Source organism: Actinoplanes utahensis (genome assembly GCF_016862455.1).
GTDB lineage: Bacteria > Actinomycetota > Actinomycetes > Mycobacteriales > Micromonosporaceae > Actinoplanes > Actinoplanes utahensis.
Window position 1 is genome coordinate 1 of record NZ_BOMZ01000115.1, and the last position, 19,255, is coordinate 19,255.

23 protein-coding genes and 2 pseudogenes are annotated in these 19,255 nt (G+C 68.3%); 11 read left to right on the top strand and 14 right to left on the bottom strand.

The window, feature by feature from the left end; genetic code table 11:
• Positions 1-56 precede the first annotated feature (56 nt).
• On the bottom strand, positions 57-407 hold the full coding sequence (locus tag Aut01nite_RS40785; protein ID WP_043530576.1) for a hypothetical protein: 351 nt from the start codon (positions 405-407) through the stop codon (positions 57-59).
• 134 nt (positions 408-541) lie between these two features.
• The gene (locus tag Aut01nite_RS40790; protein ID WP_152629005.1) at positions 542-967 is read right to left on the bottom strand and encodes a hypothetical protein; all 426 of its coding nucleotides are present in this window, start codon (positions 965-967) and stop codon (positions 542-544) included.
• 92 nt (positions 968-1,059) lie between these two features.
• Here Aut01nite_RS40790 and Aut01nite_RS40795 point away from each other — a divergent pair, with 92 nt between their 5' ends.
• A complete protein-coding gene (locus Aut01nite_RS40795; protein WP_236643063.1) occupies positions 1,060-1,569 on the top strand; it encodes a TnsA-like heteromeric transposase endonuclease subunit in 510 nt (169 codons plus the stop codon).
• Between the two features lie 599 nt (positions 1,570-2,168).
• On the opposite strand, the gene Aut01nite_RS44680 is transcribed toward Aut01nite_RS40795, so the two are convergent.
• From Aut01nite_RS44680 to Aut01nite_RS40815, 4 genes are all read right to left on the bottom strand, one after another.
• Positions 2,169-2,360: a hypothetical protein gene (locus Aut01nite_RS44680; RefSeq protein WP_201775608.1), complete on the bottom strand. Its 192-nt coding sequence runs from the start codon at positions 2,358-2,360 to the stop codon at positions 2,169-2,171.
• A gap of 12 nt (positions 2,361-2,372) precedes the next feature.
• The gene (locus Aut01nite_RS44685) at positions 2,373-2,564 is read right to left on the bottom strand and encodes a hypothetical protein (protein WP_201775607.1); all 192 of its coding nucleotides are present in this window, start codon (positions 2,562-2,564) and stop codon (positions 2,373-2,375) included.
• 503 nt (positions 2,565-3,067) lie between these two features.
• On the bottom strand, positions 3,068-3,817 hold the full coding sequence (locus Aut01nite_RS40810) for a DinB family protein (RefSeq protein WP_043530586.1): 750 nt from the start codon (positions 3,815-3,817) through the stop codon (positions 3,068-3,070).
• Between the two features lie 429 nt (positions 3,818-4,246).
• Positions 4,247-4,450 (bottom strand): hypothetical protein, encoded by a 204-nt coding sequence (locus Aut01nite_RS40815; RefSeq protein WP_083999753.1) that lies wholly within the window; start codon positions 4,448-4,450, stop codon positions 4,247-4,249.
• A 78-nt stretch (positions 4,451-4,528) separates the two neighbouring features.
• On the opposite strand from Aut01nite_RS40815, the gene Aut01nite_RS40820 reads away from it, so the two are divergent.
• The gene (locus tag Aut01nite_RS40820) at positions 4,529-5,122 is read left to right on the top strand and encodes a TetR/AcrR family transcriptional regulator (RefSeq protein WP_043530574.1); all 594 of its coding nucleotides are present in this window, start codon (positions 4,529-4,531) and stop codon (positions 5,120-5,122) included.
• A 62-nt stretch (positions 5,123-5,184) separates the two neighbouring features.
• Here the strand turns inward: Aut01nite_RS40820 and Aut01nite_RS40825 are convergent.
• Positions 5,185-5,320: pseudogene (locus Aut01nite_RS40825) on the bottom strand (IS5-like element IS4811 family transposase); the annotation flags it as partial.
• Positions 5,321-5,449: 129 nt separating this feature from the next.
• Positions 5,450-5,959 (bottom strand): hypothetical protein, encoded by a 510-nt coding sequence (locus Aut01nite_RS40830; protein ID WP_043530572.1) that lies wholly within the window; start codon positions 5,957-5,959, stop codon positions 5,450-5,452.
• A 136-nt stretch (positions 5,960-6,095) separates the two neighbouring features.
• Here Aut01nite_RS40830 and Aut01nite_RS40835 point away from each other — a divergent pair, with 136 nt between their 5' ends.
• Positions 6,096-6,788 carry a hypothetical protein gene (locus tag Aut01nite_RS40835; protein ID WP_043530570.1) on the top strand — a complete coding sequence of 231 codons (693 nt, stop codon included), beginning with the start codon at positions 6,096-6,098 and terminating at the stop codon, positions 6,786-6,788.
• 81 nt (positions 6,789-6,869) lie between these two features.
• On the opposite strand, the gene Aut01nite_RS40840 is transcribed toward Aut01nite_RS40835, so the two are convergent.
• Together Aut01nite_RS40840 and Aut01nite_RS40845 are read right to left on the bottom strand one after the other, a co-directional pair.
• A complete protein-coding gene (locus Aut01nite_RS40840; protein ID WP_052164355.1) occupies positions 6,870-7,064 on the bottom strand; it encodes a hypothetical protein in 195 nt (64 codons plus the stop codon).
• A 475-nt stretch (positions 7,065-7,539) separates the two neighbouring features.
• Complete coding sequence (locus tag Aut01nite_RS40845; protein WP_152629004.1) at positions 7,540-7,989, bottom strand: Pycsar system effector family protein; 450 nt, start codon at positions 7,987-7,989, stop codon at positions 7,540-7,542.
• 353 nt (positions 7,990-8,342) lie between these two features.
• On the opposite strand from Aut01nite_RS40845, the pseudogene Aut01nite_RS40850 reads away from it, so the two are divergent.
• The 6 genes and pseudogenes from Aut01nite_RS40850 to Aut01nite_RS40875 all read left to right on the top strand — a co-directional run.
• Positions 8,343-9,199: pseudogene (locus Aut01nite_RS40850) on the top strand (transposase); the annotation flags it as partial.
• An 85-nt stretch (positions 9,200-9,284) separates the two neighbouring features.
• Complete coding sequence (locus tag Aut01nite_RS40855; RefSeq protein ID WP_152629003.1) at positions 9,285-9,503, top strand: hypothetical protein; 219 nt, start codon at positions 9,285-9,287, stop codon at positions 9,501-9,503.
• A 76-nt stretch (positions 9,504-9,579) separates the two neighbouring features.
• Positions 9,580-11,388 carry a glycoside hydrolase family 15 protein gene (locus Aut01nite_RS40860; protein ID WP_204037920.1) on the top strand — a complete coding sequence of 603 codons (1,809 nt, stop codon included), beginning with the start codon at positions 9,580-9,582 and terminating at the stop codon, positions 11,386-11,388.
• Between the two features lie 99 nt (positions 11,389-11,487).
• On the top strand, positions 11,488-12,135 hold the full coding sequence (locus tag Aut01nite_RS40865) for a hypothetical protein (protein WP_043530567.1): 648 nt from the start codon (positions 11,488-11,490) through the stop codon (positions 12,133-12,135).
• Entirely contained in the window at positions 12,132-12,548 is a 417-nt protein-coding gene (locus tag Aut01nite_RS40870) for a phage holin family protein (protein ID WP_043530565.1), read from the top strand. The genes Aut01nite_RS40865 and Aut01nite_RS40870 overlap by 4 nt, the downstream gene beginning before the upstream one ends.
• Positions 12,524-13,138, top strand: a complete 615-nt coding sequence (locus Aut01nite_RS40875) for a DUF3618 domain-containing protein (protein WP_043530563.1) — start codon at positions 12,524-12,526, stop codon at positions 13,136-13,138. The genes Aut01nite_RS40870 and Aut01nite_RS40875 overlap by 25 nt, the downstream gene beginning before the upstream one ends.
• Before the next feature lie 96 nt (positions 13,139-13,234).
• On the opposite strand, the gene Aut01nite_RS40880 is transcribed toward Aut01nite_RS40875, so the two are convergent.
• The 3 genes from Aut01nite_RS40880 to Aut01nite_RS40890 form a co-directional block, all read right to left on the bottom strand.
• Complete coding sequence (locus tag Aut01nite_RS40880; RefSeq protein WP_043530561.1) at positions 13,235-14,077, bottom strand: PHP domain-containing protein; 843 nt, start codon at positions 14,075-14,077, stop codon at positions 13,235-13,237.
• A gap of 17 nt (positions 14,078-14,094) precedes the next feature.
• Positions 14,095-14,643, bottom strand: coding sequence for a PI-PLC domain-containing protein (locus tag Aut01nite_RS40885; protein ID WP_152629002.1), 549 nt, complete (start codon positions 14,641-14,643; stop codon positions 14,095-14,097).
• A 192-nt stretch (positions 14,644-14,835) separates the two neighbouring features.
• Entirely contained in the window at positions 14,836-16,062 is a 1,227-nt protein-coding gene (locus Aut01nite_RS40890; protein ID WP_043530578.1) for a serine hydrolase domain-containing protein, read from the bottom strand.
• A 116-nt stretch (positions 16,063-16,178) separates the two neighbouring features.
• Here Aut01nite_RS40890 and Aut01nite_RS40895 point away from each other — a divergent pair, with 116 nt between their 5' ends.
• Positions 16,179-16,835, top strand: coding sequence for a response regulator transcription factor (locus Aut01nite_RS40895; RefSeq protein ID WP_043530558.1), 657 nt, complete (start codon positions 16,179-16,181; stop codon positions 16,833-16,835).
• An 8-nt stretch (positions 16,836-16,843) separates the two neighbouring features.
• Positions 16,844-17,908, top strand: coding sequence for a sensor histidine kinase (locus Aut01nite_RS40900; protein ID WP_239124639.1), 1,065 nt, complete (start codon positions 16,844-16,846; stop codon positions 17,906-17,908).
• A gap of 214 nt (positions 17,909-18,122) precedes the next feature.
• Here Aut01nite_RS40900 and Aut01nite_RS40905 read toward each other — a convergent pair whose 3' ends face one another.
• Entirely contained in the window at positions 18,123-19,130 is a 1,008-nt protein-coding gene (locus Aut01nite_RS40905) for a hypothetical protein (RefSeq protein WP_052164377.1), read from the bottom strand.
• Positions 19,131-19,255: the final 125 nt, after the last annotated feature.

Sequence of the window (19,255 nt, forward strand, 5' to 3'; positions counted from 1 at the left end):
AATCCGCTTCTGCCGATGTGAGTGCGCGCTGAACCGCAGCGAATCGGTTGTCGTGCTTAAGGCAGAAGTGTACGGATGAGTTCGCCCTTGACGCCATACAGCTCAATCTCATAGTCGACGTCGAATGAGCGGAGCATGTCAGCCAGCTCATCGACGCGGGTGGGCTCCACCACGCCGGCGAACTTCGGCATCCCGCCGGAGGTGAAGAGGTTCAGTTGGCACCACGAACAGGTGATCTCATACTCGTCCCATGCCGACCTGCGCGAAGCCCAGCTCTGCTGCGCGAATGAGCGCGCAAGCGACCCCAGGTCCAAGGCGTTGTGTATAAACCCGTAAACGTTGTTGTCTAACGCGGCGAGCTCAGCGGCAAGGTCCGAGCCGGGCGTGCCACCCGACGTTGTCGACATCCTTGGACCTTTCTGGTTGGACTACGTCTGCTGGTATCAGACGCTGAGCTTACGGAGCCTGGATCTGGCAAATCTCATCCGCGTGCGGCGGCGTACTGTTCTGCCGCTGACCGTGCGCACCACCGCCAACCTCATCACGGTCCGTAGCCAGGACGGAGCGGCTTCGCCTCGATGGGCTCCGTCTCGACAAGGCCCATCGCGAACGGGAAGAACCGCATCTCGTACCGGCGGCCCTCGTGCCGCTCCGTGACCGCAAGTTCCTCGATAACTTCGAGGAAACGGCTGCGCTGCTCGTCGGGCATACCAGCGAGGAAGTAGGCGGTATTCTCCTGGAGGTTTCCGGCCACCCACTCGTCGACATCCTCGTCGGAACAGGTGTCGAGCCACCAAGTGGAATCCACTAGTAAGCCGATGACGCGCTTGAGCGTCTCGTCGCCAGAACTCGCGGCGGGCCTTGGCGCGTGCTGGCTTCCGGGAACCTGGCCGGTGACCCAGCCGATGTCTCGCTCTACCGATGCCACCGCGTTGCGGTCGGCCTGGTCCTCGGGGTAGTCGCTCAACCACATGAAGAGATCGGTGACGTGGCGGTGAAGCAGAACGGCGAGGCCAGCGCCACTTTCCCGGTCTCTATTGGGCGGCGTCCACGAACCGGCTGGTCGGCTTCGAGTCGTGGCTGGAACGTGATCACGCGATCCTGCTCGATTTCGATCCTCAGGTTCGGACGTTCGCTTCGCAGCCGTTCTGGCTGCACTGGCGAGATGTCAGCACTGGCCGGACGCGTACGCATGCGCCGGACTTCTTCGCCAGGCTCGCGGACGGCGGCGGGCTGGTGATCGATTGCCGTCCGGCTGATCGGGTCGAGGAGCGATCCGCGGTGGCGTTCACCGCGACGCGGCGGGCGTGTGAGTCGGTCGGCTGGAGATACCGGCTGGTCGGTGAGATCGATCCGGTTCCGGTCGTGAATCTGCGCTGGTTGGCGGGGTATCGGCATGGCCGTTACGGCTGCGACCGGCGACGCCGGAAGCGGTACGGTCGGCGTTCTGGAGCCCGGCACCGCTCGTGGCGCAGGCCGCGGAGATCGGCGACCCGATCGCGGTGCTACCGGTGGTGTTCCATCTGCTGTGGCAAGGGCTGCTCACGGCGGATTTGTCCCGGCCGTTGAGCGATCACACGCTGGTCTGTCGAGCCGAGGCCGGGCGATGACCGGCGGTCCGCGAGGCTTGCTGCGGGTCGGGGACCGAGTCCGGTTCGACGGGCGGGATCAGCAGGTGGTGGCGTTGGCCGGCACCACGGTCCGTCTGCAAGACGATCGCGGTGGTGTCGCCTTGGTGCTGTTCTCCCACGGCATTCGCACGTGCTGACGCGCACAGGGCCTGTGGGGGTTGGTTGATCGTGGAGCCGCCCGGCAACATTCGCTGGAGGGTAGGACCGACGGACGGTTCGTCGCCGTCCTGGCCGAGGTGCTGGCCGAGCAGGAGTCCTTGTCGACCGGCACACGGTCACGGGTGCTGCGCCGAGTCGAACGGCTACTCACCGACCGGCACAGCGAAGGCGTGGTGCCGGTTCCGTCCCGGGCGACCTGCTACCGGCTGGTTGGCGTGCTGGCCGAGGGCCGGCACACGTTCGGGCAGGCCACCACCCGGCCGAACTGTTCGCCTCCGAGCCCAGCAAACATTCCTCACATCGCTGAGCTGCCCACCGGTTCACCCAGCGGTGACTGCCGACCATCGGGGGGCCGAATCGCCCCGGCCGGCTGGCCCCTCAGCCATAGTCGTAGTCACTTTCCGGTCGCAGCGCTTGGATGAAGCTGACGAAATCTGGCGCGAGCACGGTGATCCGGTAGTCGACCTCCTGTTCGACGTGGACGACACGCGGCTCACCTTCGGAACCGCATTCCCGGTAGCCGAACGCGATCATGTCGTGGCCTGCCGAGGGACAGTCGGCGAAATACACGCCGATCTCCGGCTAGCCCCACTCCTCGATGAGAAACCGGCTGCCTGATCGCCCAGCCAGCGAGCATTCCTTCTCCCGGCCGATCCCCATGATCGCGGTGAGGGCAACATGGTCTTCGGCCCAGGTCGTTCTGCTTGGGGCTGGCCAACAGGTGTTGCGCGGCACGCCGCCAACCGGCACCACCGCCAGTTCGCGCACCAGCACGGACCATCCATAGCCGATCGCGCCTACCGTCAAGCCCTGCGCGACACCGCACCGCAATTCAACCGCTTCAGCCGCTCACCCATGCAACTCGCCTGGCAGGCCCGGCTTGAAACCTTGAAGAAGACCCATATGGAGACCCGCTACAGCCCAGCTCCGAACGCATCGAACTGATCATCCACTCGGATGTCATCGCCCTTCTCGCACACCACCTTCGTCAAGGCCGGAGAAGCCCAGAAGGCGTCACCAATAACGAGAGTCGCGGCGCGGGCGTCGCAGCCAACCTGTCACCACGCAGGTCAAACAGTCACCAGGCCGCCATGATCACCAAGACTCCGGACGAAGATCCACAAGCATGAAGCAACGTCGAGACTAGCCGCAACCTGGGATTCTCACCCGACTTGTCACCCCGGGGCGGTCCAGAACGCTTGCGACCGCCATGATCCTTGAGATCGGACAACTTCGCGTCATGCTAGACGCTTGTGGTTCTTGGACCTCGCGGAGCATCACGCATACTCCTGTTCCAGGATGGCCAGGTCGCGGTTGGCGAACTGCACGTGCGCCCACTGGTCGCTGAAGATGACTTGCAGGCACTTAACCGCCGTACGTTCGGCGGGCGGCGGGCAGCCGATCGCGGTGTTCGGCCCGCGCACCCGGTCCAGCTCCTCCTGTGTGACCTGCGCCAGATATGTGCGCAGATCGGCGATCCGCTCGGCGCGCACGGCGAGGATCTCGTCGAGGGTGGGCGCGGCCGACTCGTCGATGCCGAACTCGGCGCCGTCGGTGGTGAACGATGCGGGTACGCCGATCGGATGGAACGGGCTCGGGCGAAGGGCCGTCGCGTGGCCATACCAGGCGTCCACGACGAAGATCGTGTGGCGCAGGGTTTGGGCCAGTGACCACTCGTTGTTCACTGATCTGTAGACGGCCTCGTCCGGCAGCGCGCTCGCGCGTTGGACCGTCGCGCGCCACAGCTCCTCGATGACGTCCACCGCGTCGCGCATCGTCTCAGGTGTGGTCGGCCGCAGTCGCAGCCGTTCGGGGTGCAGGCGATCCAGCTCGGCCTCGATCAACGGCATCACCTCCACGCCGTTGACGCGCAGCCCGTTGATCGCCCCGTCGATGTCGGCGTTGAACAGCACGACACCACGCATCCGGGCGCCGCTGAGATCCACCTCCCGGAAGGTCGCGCCGGCCATGGACAGGTCAATGAACTCCGCACCCTCGTAATCGGGCTGCTGCACGAATCGCGTCATCGGCACATCGTAGGGGCCCCCTCTGACAAGACCCGTTGAATCGTCGGTAGGCGCCGAGCCCGCCGCCTACCGGCCCAGGTCGCTACGACTCCACGGGACTGCACCGGCAGATCAAGATCCAGGCACCGTAAGCGACAGCCGGATCGGCTATCCCTTCCTCGGCGAACGACGGCGGGCGATACCTCAAAACCCGCAAGTACATTGAGAATCCCAGCAAAACCGTCTCACCCGAAATGTCATTAAGCAGCTCAGACATCCTGGCCCCGCCAGGATTTTTGCGACGGACAGAATCGCTCCAAGAACTGGAATCATTTTTGAGACGAACAGCAGCGATCATGTCTCAACAGAAACCGGTGTCTCGCTGATCAGCGCCCTTGTGCCACTGCCATGATCATTGAGATCGGACAACCACTTCGGGGCAACGGGCGTTCAGTGGCTGGGGCGGCGTCCGCCCCAGCTGGCAAGGAGCAGACCGGCGACCACTAGGACAATATGGCCGGCCAGTCGAGCCCCGAAGCCGCCGGGTAGCCAGCCGAGCAGGCCGGCGTTGTCATGGTCCACGAGTTGGCGGACTGCGCCTTGAGCTCCGTAGACCAGCAGAATCATGCCGATGACCAGCGTCGTTGTCCTCATGACAAGGCCCTCCCCTATATTGGTACGGTTGCACCATATCTTAGTGGTGCGACCGTACCAGATTGATGGGAGCTTTGAATGCCTCGCCAGGTCGACCATGAGGCGCGGCGCCGCCACATCGCTGCTGCGGTATGGCGGCTGGCCGCATCCGGAGGACTCGAAGACGCGACGATCCGCCGCGTCGCGGCGGAGGCGGGAGTGCCCGCCCGGCAGTTGCAGTACTACTTCGGCACCCGCGAGGACCTGTTGCTGGGCGCTCTCGAGCTACTCAACCGCGACGGTGAGGCCGAGGCCCGGGAACGCGTCGCCGCACTAGGCCCGGAGCCGGAACCCCGCGACGTGCTGCGCAGTGTCCTGCTCGAATTCCTCCCGCTGGACGAGAGCCGCCGACAGCGGCACCTGGTGCACATGGCCTACTTCGTTCGGTTCATGACGGAGGATGCACTACGCGATCGGATCCGCGACGCGCCGCCAGAGCTGGAGGATCTGATTGCCATGCTCCTGCCAGAGGGACGGCGGGACGAAGCGGACTTCCTGTTGGCAGGAACGACCGGACTGCAGGGCCAAATGTTGCTCGGGCAGTTGAGCGCGGAACGGGCGATCGAGCTGATCGATCGCCAGCTCGACCGGCTCTTCGCGCCGATGGATCGACCTGCGGATCGTGGTCTCTGAGCATCGTGCTGATCAGGCGGCAATGAGCTTGGGTAGCGCGGCCCGCCGACCCTCTACGCGGGCGATCCGGCGGGTCATCAGGGTGATGTTTGCCCAGGTGATGTGGGCTTCGGAGTGTTCGGGGAGGCGTTCGCAGTCGCGGGCGTTGCGGCGGGCGCGCATCAGCCAGGACAGTGACCGTTCCACGATCCACCGGCGGGTTCTATGGAATCTAATTTGTCAAGTCTGTCCGGCTATGGCGGACCAGCTTTCTCGCGAATCCGCGTTGTCTGCCCGCGATTATGCAGCCGCACTGAGGCAGAAGCGGATGTCGGTGAGCTCTGTAGATCAGGGGGCGAAGTTCCAATACGTCGGCAGGGCGCCGTCACACAGAGCACAGGTGAAGTCGCTGTCGCGGACGATGTTGCGCTCGCCGCAGGACGGACATCGCCGGAAGACGAGCTTGGTGGTGAAGTCCCCGGGGTGCTTGAGACCTAGGCGATCGAGCGCTGTGCCGACTGCCGTCCAGCAGTCCGGATCGGGACAGTAGCCGGTCGATTGGTTGGTTACCTCAAGCACGTGCCGCGCGCCGGCTGCGCCGACGAACGTTATCTCGCCCGCGGCAAGCACGTCGCGGCCAGTTGCGAGGGCAACATGCTCGCTGCGACGCGGGGCGACCCTGAGCGAGCCGTCGAGCGCAACGACGAATGTGAACGGCTCGTCCAACTCGGCTCGAGTCCGCCCGGCCAGCCAGCGATCAAGAACAGCGCGGGAGCCGACATTGACCGCCTCCATGGATGGACGTTCGTCCTGGAGTTCTGCTGGACCGACGTAGCGATACCGGCCCGGATTTCTCATCGCGCGACGGTAGCCAGCCGCAGCAGGGGTCGTCGAGCCAGTTTGCGCACCCTGACCGTCGGTGAGCTCGACCGCGCGGATCGCGGCATGAGAGTGCGAGCTCTCCGGCGAAGTACAACGATATACATTGATTGTCATGACAAGGGCCACGGTTCTTCGCGGTCTGCTGCAGAACGGCAGGGACTATGGCGTGCCATGGCTGGAGGAGTTTGCCCTCGACCTTGACCTGCCCGTGGCGGATGTCCTGGTAGTTGCGGGGCATCCGGTGCCTGGCCACCTCCTGCCACCGGAGCGTGACCAGAAGGTCTTGCGGGAATTCGCCTACCGAGTGACGTACTGCAACCATATGCAACTGACGGCTCTCGGCGAATTCCTCCACGCTATGCCGGACGAGCGCTCAGCGGCCGAGCCCCGCCCGGCACGCGACCTCGCCGATCCGGACCCCTTTCCGGCCGTACTGCGCGGACTCATGGCGAATCGCGGTTTTGGCGCGCGGGAAGTGCCGTTCGTCGGGCTGTCGAGGAGCACGATCGCGGGCATGTTGGGAGGGGCATGGCATCAGCTGCCGCAACTCCAGGCAGTGGCCGGTTTGCTGGGCTGGAGGTTGAATGACCTGGCGGTCCTCGCGAGCGAGCCTGTGCAGCCGCTGGACCACGGCCCGATGTTCTGTCGCCATGTTGGCGCGGTGTTTTTGGCTGCTGTTCCGCGAACCTCCAAGCAGCTGACTCGCGCGGCTCATGAGGCAGATCGGCTGAGTTCGCGTCAAGATGATGGGCTGTGGAGACCCGTTTCCAAGGGCATCGAGGATTGCCCGGACGCCGAGGTGTAGCGCCTTATCTCGGAGAAACACGACGCCCTCTCATCGGCAGAAGAGCGAGCTGGCAGATCGCGACGCCTTTCCAGCTCGCGTCTACTCACCGTGATGGCTCTTCGTGATGGCGAGGATCGGGAGCAAGGTGGCCGTGGCAGGCGCTCCGATCTGTCGTGGGGTGGAACCGGCCGGTGTGGGAACGTCGACGAGCCGCTCGAGCAGTTGGTCGAGGGCGGCCTGGCCGTCGTCGACGGCGGCGCGTTCGTCGTCGGTGAGAGGGATGCTGGCCAGCATGCGCTGAAGGTTGTCTTTGGCCTCGAGTAGCTGGCCTTTTGACGACGCTTTCGGTGTGTAGAAGTCGCAGCGGGCGCAGGCCATGCGGTGCTGGCATTGCTCGAAGAACGTGTAGGTGCAGCGTAACCCGCACACCCGCCAGGAGGCCGCCGGACGTGAAGTAAGTGGTCAGCAGGAGATCATCGAAATGAACCCCACCATCCCACTCCCAGGCGTCGAACCCGACGGCAGTCTCCGCCTCCACGCGGCTCATACCGAACCGCAGCGGACCGACCCCCACCAGGGGCTGGAACACCCACGCGGGGTTCCTCGTGGAAGCATGCATTGATCGAGACTAGATGATCAATACCGCACGGGCGTCAGGCGTACGCTCCGCGGCAGAACAGCATGTGACTGGCACTTCTACACTCGGGCAAGATGAGTGGAATTTGTGGTTCTGGTTGGATCAGGCTGACTCCTCATCCGAGCTGGCGATTCAGCGAGCCAGGCTCGCAAGAGCCGCTATCGCTAGAATCACCAATGCGATTCTTAGTAGGTAACCTGCTTGATGGAGAGACCGGTACTTCGCTGTAGCGATCCGCGAGAGTACCAGCAGTTCGCCGAGTTGATAGTCTTCGTTGAGCGCATCACGCAGGCCGTCGTGATCGAACTGCGCCCAGTGCAGGAAACTGCCGCGACCGGATGCGTCCAGGCGTGGCAGGACGACATTCAACAAGAGCCACACCGCCGCGAAAGCGGCAACACCGCCTACTATCGCCAAGGTCGTGATCGGCCAGGTTGGACGGAACAGGCTCTTGGCATTGGCGGCGAGCGGGCCGACGGCGAGGGCGATAGTAGCCAGTACGATAGACGCCTGCGTGTTAGCGCTGTAGATCTCACTACGAACGGCGGCGATCTCGTTGTCGATACGCGGATCGGTCGCCATAGCGTCCTCCTGCATGTTTTGGGTCTCTTTCGCCGTCCTCGGCTGGGATGACGAAGTATGGGCTTGTCCCGGTAATCCTGTACCAACATCCGAGGGGTTGCCTGGTGGCGTGCACCTAGCGGACATTTTTGCAGCCGCCGCGCTTCAGCGTGGTGATGCATGCCAGGTTTATCAAATGTCCCGCTGTCCGTACGGCTGATGAAGGCAAACAGCCATGACTCATAGCAGCTTTGTGAGGGATGCGCTCATCTCGGCAGTTGAGCGCGTTCGTAGTGCCCGACTCCGGACTGGCCGACGGTGACGGAGCGTCATCCGGCGAGGATGGGCGCATCTAGCCTCTATCGACGCTCGTTGTGGCGGTCGTGACGGGCAGGGCGGAAGCGATCGATGTATTGGCGGGGTTCCGTGAGCAGCTGTACCGATGCATGACCAAGCGGGCCGACGCGTTGTTCGAGCTGACGGACGCCCTGTTGTGCACCGACGGGCCGGTCAAGACACTGGTCGGGTTGTCACTGGCTCCGGAGCACCGGGCGTGGCCACGGCGCCATGTACGACGCGCTCAACGCGGGGCGCATCGACGTCGAGTCGCTGCGCCGGCAGTTGGCCGGGTTGCCGTTGCCCGCGGGCGGCGGACGGCCGCCTGGTGCTCGCGGTGGACGTCTCGCCATGGCTGCGCCCGGACGGCGACTGCAGCCCGCAGCGCTCGTTCTGCCACACCTACGGCCGCGGCAAGGACGAACACCGGATGATCCCGGGCTGGCCGTACTCGATCATCGCCGCACTGGAGAACGGCCGGACCTCCTGGACCGCTCTGCTGGACGCGATCCGGCTGCCGCCCGGCGCGGACGTCACGGCGATCACGTGTGCGCAGGTGCAGCAGCTCGTCGACCGACTTGTTGATGCTGGCCAGTGGCGGCCGGGAGACCGCGACATCCTGATCGTGCTCGACGCCGGCTACGCGGCCCCGCGTATCGCCTGGCTGTTACGGGACCTGCCGGTGGAGATCCTCGGTCGGATGCGCTCCGATCGGGTGCTGCGCCGTCCGACCCCGCCGCGCGTCTATCGGCCACTGGGTGGTCGCCCGACCAGACACGGCGGGGAGTTCGTCTTTGGTGACCCTGCTACCTGGGACGTCGAGCACGCGCTCACGGTCACCGACACCCGTCTCTATGGCCAGGTGAAGGCGCAGGTCTGGGACCGGCTGCACCCGACCGACTGTGCCCCAGCGTCCTCCGGCGCCTGGCTAGGTGACGCTTCGGCATGCTGAGGCCGCGGAGCCGTGTCCGCGCCCATCGATGATCGTTGTGGCAATCGTGGCTGACCGAGCAGAAGCGATCGATGCGTTGGCGGAGTTCCGTGAGCGTCTCTACCGATGCATGACCCGACGGGCGGACGCCTTGTTCGAGCTGACTGAGGCGCTGCTGTGCACCGACGGGCCGGTCAAGACGCTGGTCGGATTGTCGCTGGCAAGAAGGGCACCAAGCCCCGCCGAACTGGTTGAACGACAAGCTTAGCCGGCGTGGCAGACGGGTAAGCCGCCCAGCGCCGGCGGCATCGGTCTCGTCGGCGTACACGACGGGGGGAACGACGGTGCCGGGACGTATCGAGGATTACGCGATCATCGGCGATCTGCAGACGGCGGCGCTGGTCGGCCGAGACGGATCGATCGACTGGCTGTGTCTGCCACGGTTCGACTCGCCCGCCTGCTTCGCCGCCCTGCTGCATGACGAGTCGGCCGGGCGCTGGCGGATCGCGCCGGCCACCGGCGGACCGGCGACCCGCCGCCGTTACCGTGACGACACCCTCGTTCTGGAGACCGAATGGGAGACGCCGGACGGCGTGGTCCGGGTCATCGATCTCATGCCGCCGCGGGGACGTGCCGCCGACGTCGTCCGGATCGTCGAGGGCCTGTCCGGCACGGTGCCGATGCGCATGGACCTGACGCTGCGCTTCGACTACGGCAAGATCGTGCCGTGGGTGCGGCGGCACGGCCCCGACCTGGGCGCGATCGCCGGCCCGGACGCGGTGTGGCTGCGCACCGACGTGCCGGTGCAGGGCGAGAACCGGTCGACGGTCGCCGAGTTCACGGTCTCGGCCGGGCAGCGGATCCCGTTCGTGCTGACCTATCAGCTGTCCCATCTGCCGCGCCCGCAGCCGGTCGACGCGGAACGGGCGCTCGCCGACACGGAACGCTTCTGGCAGGAGTGGATCGGCCGGTGCGACTACGACGGGCGGTGGCAGCAGCCCGTACGCCGGGCCCTGCTGACGCTCAAAGCTCTCACCTACGCTCCCACCGGCGGGATCCTCGCCGCCGCGACCACCTCCCTGCCGGAGCAGTGGGGTGGCCCGCGCAACTGGGACTACCGGTACTGCTGGCTGCGTGACGCCACCTTCACCCTGCAGGCGCTGCTGGGCACCGGCTATGTCGCCGAGGCGAAGGCGTGGCGGGAGTGGCTGCTGCGGGCCGTCGCCGGCGATCCCGCCGACCTGCAGATCATGTACGGGCTCGACGGAACCCGTCGCCTGCCGGAGTACGAGCTGGACTGGCTGTCCGGCTACGAGGGGGCCCGCCCGGTCCGGGTCGGCAACGCCGCCGCCGACCAGTTGCAGCTGGACGTGTGGGGTGAGGTGCTGGAGAGCCTGCACCTGGCCCGTGAGTCGGGTATCGCCGCCACCGACACCGCCTGGGACCTGCAACGCGCCCTGCTCGACCATCTGGAGGGCAGCTGGAGCCGGCCCGACAACAGCCTCTGGGAGGTGCGGGGCCCGCGCCGGCACTTCGTGCATTCCAAGGTCCTGGCGTGGACCGGCTTCGACTGTGCGGTCCGTGCCGTGGAACAGCACGGCATGGACGGTCCGGCCGACCGGTGGCGTGGTGTCCGCGACGCCATCCACGCCGAGGTGTGCGCCAAGGGCTTCGACACCGGCCGCAACACCTTCACCCAGGCGTACGGGTCGGCTCAGCTGGACGCGGCTCTGCTGCTCATTCCCCGGGTCGGGTTCCTGCCGGCCGCCGATCCGCGGGTGGTCGGCACCGTGGAGGCCGTGCAGCGGGAACTGTGCGAGGACGGGTTCGTGCTGCGTTACCGGCCCGAGGAGGAGGGTGTCGACGGGCTGCCCGGCACCGAGGGCGCCTTCCTGGCGTGCAGTTTCTGGCTCGTCGACGCGCTGGCCGGCATCGGGCGCCAGAGTGAGGCCGAGAGGCTGTTCCAGCGGCTGCTGGATCTGCGTAACGACGTCGGCCTGCTCGCCGAGGAGTACGACCCGTCGACCGGCCGGCATCTCGGCAACACTCCGCAGGCGTTCAGCATGGTCGGCCTCGTCAACTCCGCCCGCCGGCTCAGCGGCACGAGTACCCGTACCAGCGCCGACGCCGGACGGCAGCACACCCGGCGCTGAGCGGCGCCGGACGGCAATCTGGAGAAAAGCTGTCAAATCGGATTAGAGCCTCCTACCGAGGGGATACCGGTGATCATCCGATTCTCGGCAGGAGGCGTCATGAGCAATGCGACGGGCGGCGCGACCGCCGCCAAGGCCAGACAGGTGGCAGGCCAGGGGAAGGAAGCCGCTCAGCAGGCCGCGGCGGATGTGGCGGGCACCGCCGCGGAGCAGGCGCAGCGGGTCGGCGCCGAAGCACGCGACCAGGTCCGCACGATCACGGCGGAGGTACGCGACAAGGTCGGCGAGCAGGCCCGTGCCCAGAGCGACAAGCTGATCAGCACCATCCGGGAGACCGCCGACCATCTCGACGAGATGCGGGGCGACCGGCAGGACTCCCCGGCCGCCACCGTGGTCGCCCGGGTCGCCGACGGCGGCCGTCAGTTCGCCGACTACCTGGACCGGCACGGCCCCGAGGGCGTGTTGCAGGAGGTGCAGGACTTCGCCCGGCGCCGTCCCGGAGCGTTCCTGGCGACCGCCCTGGCGGCCGGCTTCGTGGTCGGCCGGCTGGGCAAGAGCGTCGCCAATGCCGAGGCGCACGCCGGGTCGCCGGTTCCCGAGGCCGCCGCGCCGCGCCCGGTGCACACCCCCGCAGCCGTGCGGGCGACCTTCCCGGCCCCGGAAGCCGGCCACGCTGCCAACGGCGCCGGTACGGCGTCGGTGCTCGACGAGTTCACCCGCCTGCAGCATCGGGAGCCGCGGCCGTGACCGTACATTCACCGCACGACCAGAGCGACCGGGTCGCGCAGACGTCGCTCGGCGAGCTGATCGGCAACATCAGCGACGACCTGTCGCAGCTGTTCCGCCAGGAGGTGGAGCTCGCGAAGGCCGAGCTGAAGCAGGAGGCGGCCAAGGCCGGACGGGCCGCCGGCATGCTCGGCGCCGCCGGGTTCGCCGCCTATCTGGCCGTCGTTCTGCTCAGCTTCGCCGCCGTGTTCGGCCTCGCCAACATCATGGACGCCGGCTGGGCAGCCTTGATCGTGGCCGCCGCCTGGGCGATCGCCGGCGCGGCCCTGTTCGTCACGGGCCGCAAGCGCCTGAAGACCGTGGATCCGGTCCCGCACCGCACCGTCGACACGCTCAAGGAGGATGCGCGATGGCTGAAGAACCCGAACGGCTGAAGCGGGACATCGAGAACACCCGGGCGTCGCTGACTCGCGACGTCGACATGCTGGCCGAGAAGGCCAGCCCCGGCAAAGTGGCCCAGCGACGCTGGAACACGGTGCGGGAGAGGGTGATGGGCAGCGCTGAACAGGTTCGCGAGTCGGCGGTGGGCGGTGTGCAGGAGAAGGCGTCGCACCTCAGCGGCCAGGCGGCGCATCTCGGCGATGTGGCCGGCGGGAAGGCCCGCGATGCGGCCGGCGCGATCCGGGACGTCCCGCGGGCCGCCGCCGACCGTACGCAGGGCAACCCGCTCGCCGCCGGCGTCATCGCCTTCGGGGTCGGGCTGCTCGCCGCCGGCCTCATCCCGGTGACCGACGCGGAACGCCGCGCCGGTCAGCAGCTCAAGGAAGGCGGCGGTGACCTGACCGGGGCGGTCAAGGACTTCGCCGCCGGTCTGAAGGACGACCTCTCCGGCACCGTCCAGCACGCCGTCGAGGAGGTCAAGGGCACCGCCCGAGAGGCCGCGCAGGCGACGACGGAGCAGGCCCGGTCGTCGGCGCAGGAAGCCGGGGACACGGCGCGGAAGGCCGCGACGAACGCCTCGTGACCAGGGCCGGCCGGCGCCGCTGAGGACGCCGGCCGGCTCGCGGGTCAGACCCCCGCGACCGTGTCGGCGGAGACCGGCTCCAGGGTGGTGCGCCGGTCACCCAGGGAGGGTCCACCGGTCGTACGGATGACGGCCCGGCCGGAAACCGTGTGCCTCGACCATGTCGACGGCTGCGGACAGGCCGGTGCCGACGGCGTCCGGGACGTGAGCGTCGCTCCCGAAGGTGACCACCTTGCCGCCCTCGTCACGCCACCAGCGGACGATCTCCGAAGCCATCGGGATGCGGGTGTTGACCTCCAGCGTCCGGTCGGTGACGGCGAGGGCGCGCAGCGCGTGCCGGAACTCGTCCTCGAAGGCATGCAGGTCGAACGGCCCGGCCTCGGCAGGCCAGCCGCGGATCGCGTAGTCCAGGTGGGCGAGGACCGCGAAAGCATCCGTATGGGCGATCAGCTTGGCGATCTCGGCGAGGTAGAGCCGCATCACCTCGACGGCGGGACGCTGCCGGTAGAGCGCGTTCGCCTCGACGAGGTGGCCGTCGACGGGCAGCGCATGCAGCGAGCCGAGCACTCGTTCGTAGTGGCCTGTGCCGAGCAGTTTCGCGACCGGCACGGCGTTCCAATGGGGTTCGCCCAGCTCGACGCCGCTGATGACGCGCAGCGACGGGAACATCTCGCGGCACCGCTGAACCGAGGCGAGGTAACGCTCCTGGTCCAACTCGGGCGGGACCAACACGCCGTCGGGGCCGGTCAGCTGGCGGCGCAGCGGCGAGTGCTCCAGAACCGCCTCGTCGACCGTCCACCGGGAGTAGTCGACGTGTTCGGTGAACGCGACGGCCGGGAGACCGAGCTGCACCGCACGGGCGCACGTCCGTTCCATGGATCCTTCAGGAGCGTCCCAGGAGAATTCGGTGTGTACGTGACCGTCCGCGGGTTGAATCACCTAGTCCACGGTAACGATCATCGTTGAGGCACTGCGGGGTGGGTGGGTAGTGCCGGCACCCCTGTCCGCCGAACCCCGGAGATCAAGGGCGCGACCACATCGGTGCGATTGGTCCAGATCCAGCCGGACCAGTGCTCCGGCACGGCGCGGAGATCGTCGGGCTCGTCGAAGCCCTCCGACCACGGGCCGTCCCCGGCAACAAGGATCACGCGGGTGCCGGCTTCGCGCATCCGGTCAACGAACAGGTTCGGCCATCCCCAGAGCCAACGGCCGTACCGTTGCGGCAGGTGCAGCTCGGTGTTCTGGCAGGCGTCGGGCACCCGTCCGGTCCAGCCGCCGGCCAGATAGTCGACCAGGCAGTTCTCCATGATTTTCCGTGAGGTGACCCGAATCTGCGGCAGTCGTGCTGCGAGCGCGTCGACAGGGGCGTCGCCGCCGTACACGCTGATGGTCCTCAACCGCTCGGCGGGCAGGGTGGTCAAGTATTCGGCCAGACGTTCGCCCTCGGCGGGCTCGCCGTTCTTGATGTCGATGAGGAGCTCCCGGTCCGGGAACGCGGCCACCACCTCCGGCACTGTGGGCATCGACCCGACGGCTTTGCCCCGCAACGGGTAGGCGTCACACCCAGTCGACGGAGCCGCCGACGCTTCCGCCCGCCTCCCTCCGGCAACGGGGCATCCTCCATCACGACGTCATCCTTTCTGATCGGGAGATGCGTAAAGCCGGCCGTGGTCGGCCGTGCGAACTCGCAGACTGTCTCAACCGCCCGATCCGCCGCCGGGGGCGGCCCCGGTGACGGCCCGCATCTCCTGCTGGGTCGCCTCCAGGAGTGACCCGCGGTCGGCGTTGCCGAGGATGACGCCGGACCAGCCGCTGTCCGGGTAGATGGTCCAGCAGGCGCCGACCCCGGGGTTGGCGCCGGCCCTGCCGAACACCCATTGACCGTTGACGATGCGCACCGGGATTCCGTACGACCCGAAGGACGCCGCTCCGTGCGGCGTCTTCGCCGCGGTGAGCACCTCCGCCCAAGGCCGCTCCAGCAGCGTGCCGTCGCGCAGCGCCCGCGCGAATCGCACCAGGTCCGGCGCGGTGGCGAAACCGCCGTCGCCGGGCGCGTCGATGAAGGCGCGCCCCGGGTTCCGTCCCTCCGTGTGCTCGCGCGAGCTGCCCCGGTCCAGGTTGCGGATCGCGTCGACCTCACCGCCGGCCACGGTCATGTACGGGTGGGCGAGATGCCGGTCGGTGAGCCACTGTGGCCGGGTGAAGAATCCGGAGCCGGTCATCCCGCAGCGCCGGAAGATGTTCTCCTCCACATAATCCCAGTACGTCTTGCCGCTCACCGCCTCCACGATCAGCGCCGGGATGGCGACCTCGGCGCCGGCGTGCTGCGACGGAGTGCCGGGCGGCGCCACCGGCCTCGACCGCCGGGCCCACTGCTCGTAGTACTCATGCACCTCCTGCCGACTGCCGAAGACGCGCTCGATGTCCTCGGTCGGAGTGTTCAGCCCGGAAGTGCCGGAGAGCACATGGTGCACGGTCACCTTCTCGGCGATCTCCGGGTCGAAGCCGGTCAGATAGGTGCCGATCGGGTCTCCGAGCTTCACCCTGCCCTGCTGCGCCAGTTGCAGCACGGCGATCGCGTTGAACGGCTTGCCCGCCGAACTGAGGGTGAACGCGATGCCCTCATGATTGTGGATCCCCCGCTCCCGGTCGGCCATGCCGAAACTGCGGGACAGCACCGTACGGCCCCGGTGCGCGAGCAGCACCACCCCGGAGAAGCCGGTCTCGGAGGCCATCCGGGTCAGCCACCGGTCGTAGGCGCCGCCGGGCAGGGTGTCCGGCGGGAGCCGGTCCCGCCAGGAGGGCGACGGTGCCGCGCCGGCGGCTCCGGCGTGGCCCAGCCCGGCCGCCAGTGGCACACCGGCGGCCGCCAGCCCGCCCCATCTGACCAGATTTCGACGATCGATCCCGGGCGCTGAATCCATGATCACAGTCCTTCCTGATCGGAGATCGGATGGAGCATGTCTACCGAGGAGCGCCTATCGTCGGCGTATCGCTGGGCCATATGCCGCCCATAGGCGCCGCTGGGGATACTGGACGGATGCGGGTGCTGCTGGTCGAGGACGAACAACCACTGGCCAGGTACATCGCGGCCGGGCTGCGCAAGCACGGCTGCGCCGTCGACGTGGCCCACGACGGGCGGCAGGCCCTGGACAAGGCCGATGTCGCGCCGTACGACGTGGTGGTCCTCGACCGGGACCTGCCGGTGGTGCACGGCGACACCGTGTGCCGCCTGCTGGCTGAACGTGGCACCTCCCGGGTGCTGATGCTCACCGCCTCCGGGGCGGTGTCCGACCGGGTCGATGGGCTGTCCCTGGGCGCCGACGACTACCTGGGTAAGCCGTTCGCCTTCGCCGAGCTGGTCGCCCGGGTGGGCGCGCTGGCCCGGCGCAGCACCCCGGCCCGTCCTCCGGTGCTGAGGGCGGGCGGGATCACGCTCGACTCGTCGCGGCGTATCGCCGAACGCGACGGCCGGCCGCTGGCGCTGACCCCGAAGGAGTTCGGGGTGCTGGAGCGGCTGCTCGCCGCCGACGGCGCGGTGGTCAGTGCGGAAACGCTGCTGGACAAAGTGTGGGACGAGCACACCGACCCGTTCACCAACGCCGTACGAATCACCGTCAGCACCCTGCGCCGCAAGCTCGGCGACCCGCCGCTGATCGGCACCGTGACCGGCTCCGGGTACCGGATCACTTCGTGATCCGTGGCTTGACTGCCCGCAGCCGGCTCACTTTGCTCTACACCGCGCTGGTGCTCGCCGCCGGGCTGATGCTGACCGTGCTGACCTACCTGCTGTTCTTTCGCAGTATGCGGCTGCTCATCGAGGACGCGGTAGCCCGGCTGCTGGCCCTGGCCGTGCCGGCGCTTCTGGTGATGGCCGTGGTGGCCGGGCTGATCGGCTGGCTGGTGGCAGGGAGGATCCTGCGTCCGATCCGGACGATCGCCGACACCGCGAACCGGCTCTCCACGGAGAACCTGTCCGAACGGGTTCCGGTCGGCCGGCCCGCCGACGAGCTCGCCGCGCTCGCCATCACCATCAACAGCATGCTGGACCGCATCCAGGACGCCGTCGCGGAACGGGATCGGGTCCTCGGCAGCCAGCGCCTGTTCGTCGCCAACGCCGCACACGAGCTGCGCACCCCGCTCACCACCATGCGTACCGCCATTGACGTCACCCTCGACGGCGAACCCGACCGGGCCGAGCTCGTCGCGATGGCCGGTGACATCGCCGCCGCCGTCGACACCAGCCGGCGCACCCTCGACGGTCTGCTGATCCTGGCCCGCAGCCACGCCGGTCCGCTGCGCCGGGAGCCGGTCGACCTGGCCACCGTCGCCGCCGCAGCGGTCGCCGCCTCCGCCGGCCGGGCCGCCGATGTGGCCGTCATCCTGGAGGCCGACCTGCGGCGGGCGCCGGCCTGCGGCGAGCCGGTGCTGCTGGAACGGATGGCGGGCAACCTCCTGGACAACGCGTTGCGTTACAACCACGACGGCGGGCACGTCACGGTCACCTGCGGCATCGCCGAGGGGTACGCGTTCCTGCGGGTGGTCAACACGGGCCCACGGGTCACCCCGGAGGAACATCAACGGTTGTTCGAGCCGTTCGTCCGTGGCGCCGCCAACGGGACTCGCGGGGCCGGGCTCGGCCTGTCCATCGTCGGCGCCGTCGTCACCGCCCACGACGGCGAACTCTTCAGCGTCCCGCGGTCCGGCGGCGGCATGGACATCACGGTGACCCTGCCGCCGGCCCTCCCGGTTGCTGGTACCCCCGGGTGAAACTCACGACCTGCCGTACGCCCTGAACGGCCCCGGCGCCGTTTCGCCGCCGCTGCACCGGTTCCGCCGCCTTGCCGTCAGAGGGGAACGCCGAGGCTCACGACTGTTCCGAGGGGGAGTACCGCGCGCCGTGCGGGGCGGGCCAGGCGCACGCTGTGGTGAGGCCCGCACCCGTGGCCGGACACGCCCGGCCACGGGTGCGAGATGAGCCGGCTTACAGGTTGGCGGCGCCTGCGGCGTCGGCTTCCTGGACGGCTGCGGTGTGGCGTGCGTCGGCGCGATCGCGGGTCGTGTCCTCCCGGGCCGCGGCCGCGGCCCGGGACTGGCGTGCGGCGGCGCTGGTGGGAGCGCCGATCACGCCGCCGCGAATGCGGTTGTTGGAGGCGATGACGGCTGCGGGATCGTTGGTGTGGGCGGTCAACGCTCCGTGGATGATGTTGTCGTCGAGCGTCACTCCGCCGGTGGTGTCGGTGACGCTGACGTCGCCGCCGAAGTAGCTGCCGGAGGCGCAGCTGTCCAGGACGCCGTCCGGGCCGAGCTGCACGCCGCCGAGGTTGCCGGCGAAGGTGGACCTGCCGCGGACGGCGCTGCCGCAGACGACCGCGCCGGTGCCGGCGTTGAGCACCGACAGCGTGCCGTCGACGAACGAGTCGTGCAGGTCGGTGTAGTGGGTGCCGGAGCTGGTGAGGCTGCCGGTGACCTGGGTGCCGTCGCCGAGGCGTACCTCGCCGCCCTGGGCGTTGACGGTGCCGACGATCCGCGCGTTCTCGGTGAACAGGAAGCTGTCGACGGTGGCCGTGCCTTTCGGGCGTACGGTGACGGCCCCGCTGCCGCTGTCCTTGAGGTAGACGCCGTAGCCGCCGGCGGCCAGGACCACGGCGCCGCCGATGGTGGTGCCGCGGGCGTCGAGGTAGCCGTCGGCGGAGACCCGGACCGTGCCCTCGGCGCGGCCGCCGTCGATGACCAGGTTGGCGCCGGCGGCGACGGTGATGTTGCCGGTGACGACGGTGCCGGTCAGCGCGCACGACTCGCCGGCGGGGACGTACAGGTCGTTGGGGACGGTGACGGCGCCGCCGGTGCCGACGCAGTGTGTCACCAGGCCGGCGTGGGCGCCCGACGGCAGGGCGATCAGGGTTCCGGCGACGACGGCGGCGGTGAGGGTGGCGAGGGCGGTGGTACGTCGCATGGTGGCGCTCCCGGTGGCGAGGATGGTGGTGGTCATGCGCCGATGTCCGAGCGTGCGGCGGCGCGGACGATGGCGCCGGCCTGGCGGGCGGTGAGTCTGCCCGCGGTGACGAGGGCCGCGGTGACGGCTTCGGCGTGCCGGACGAAGGCGGCGTGGGTGGG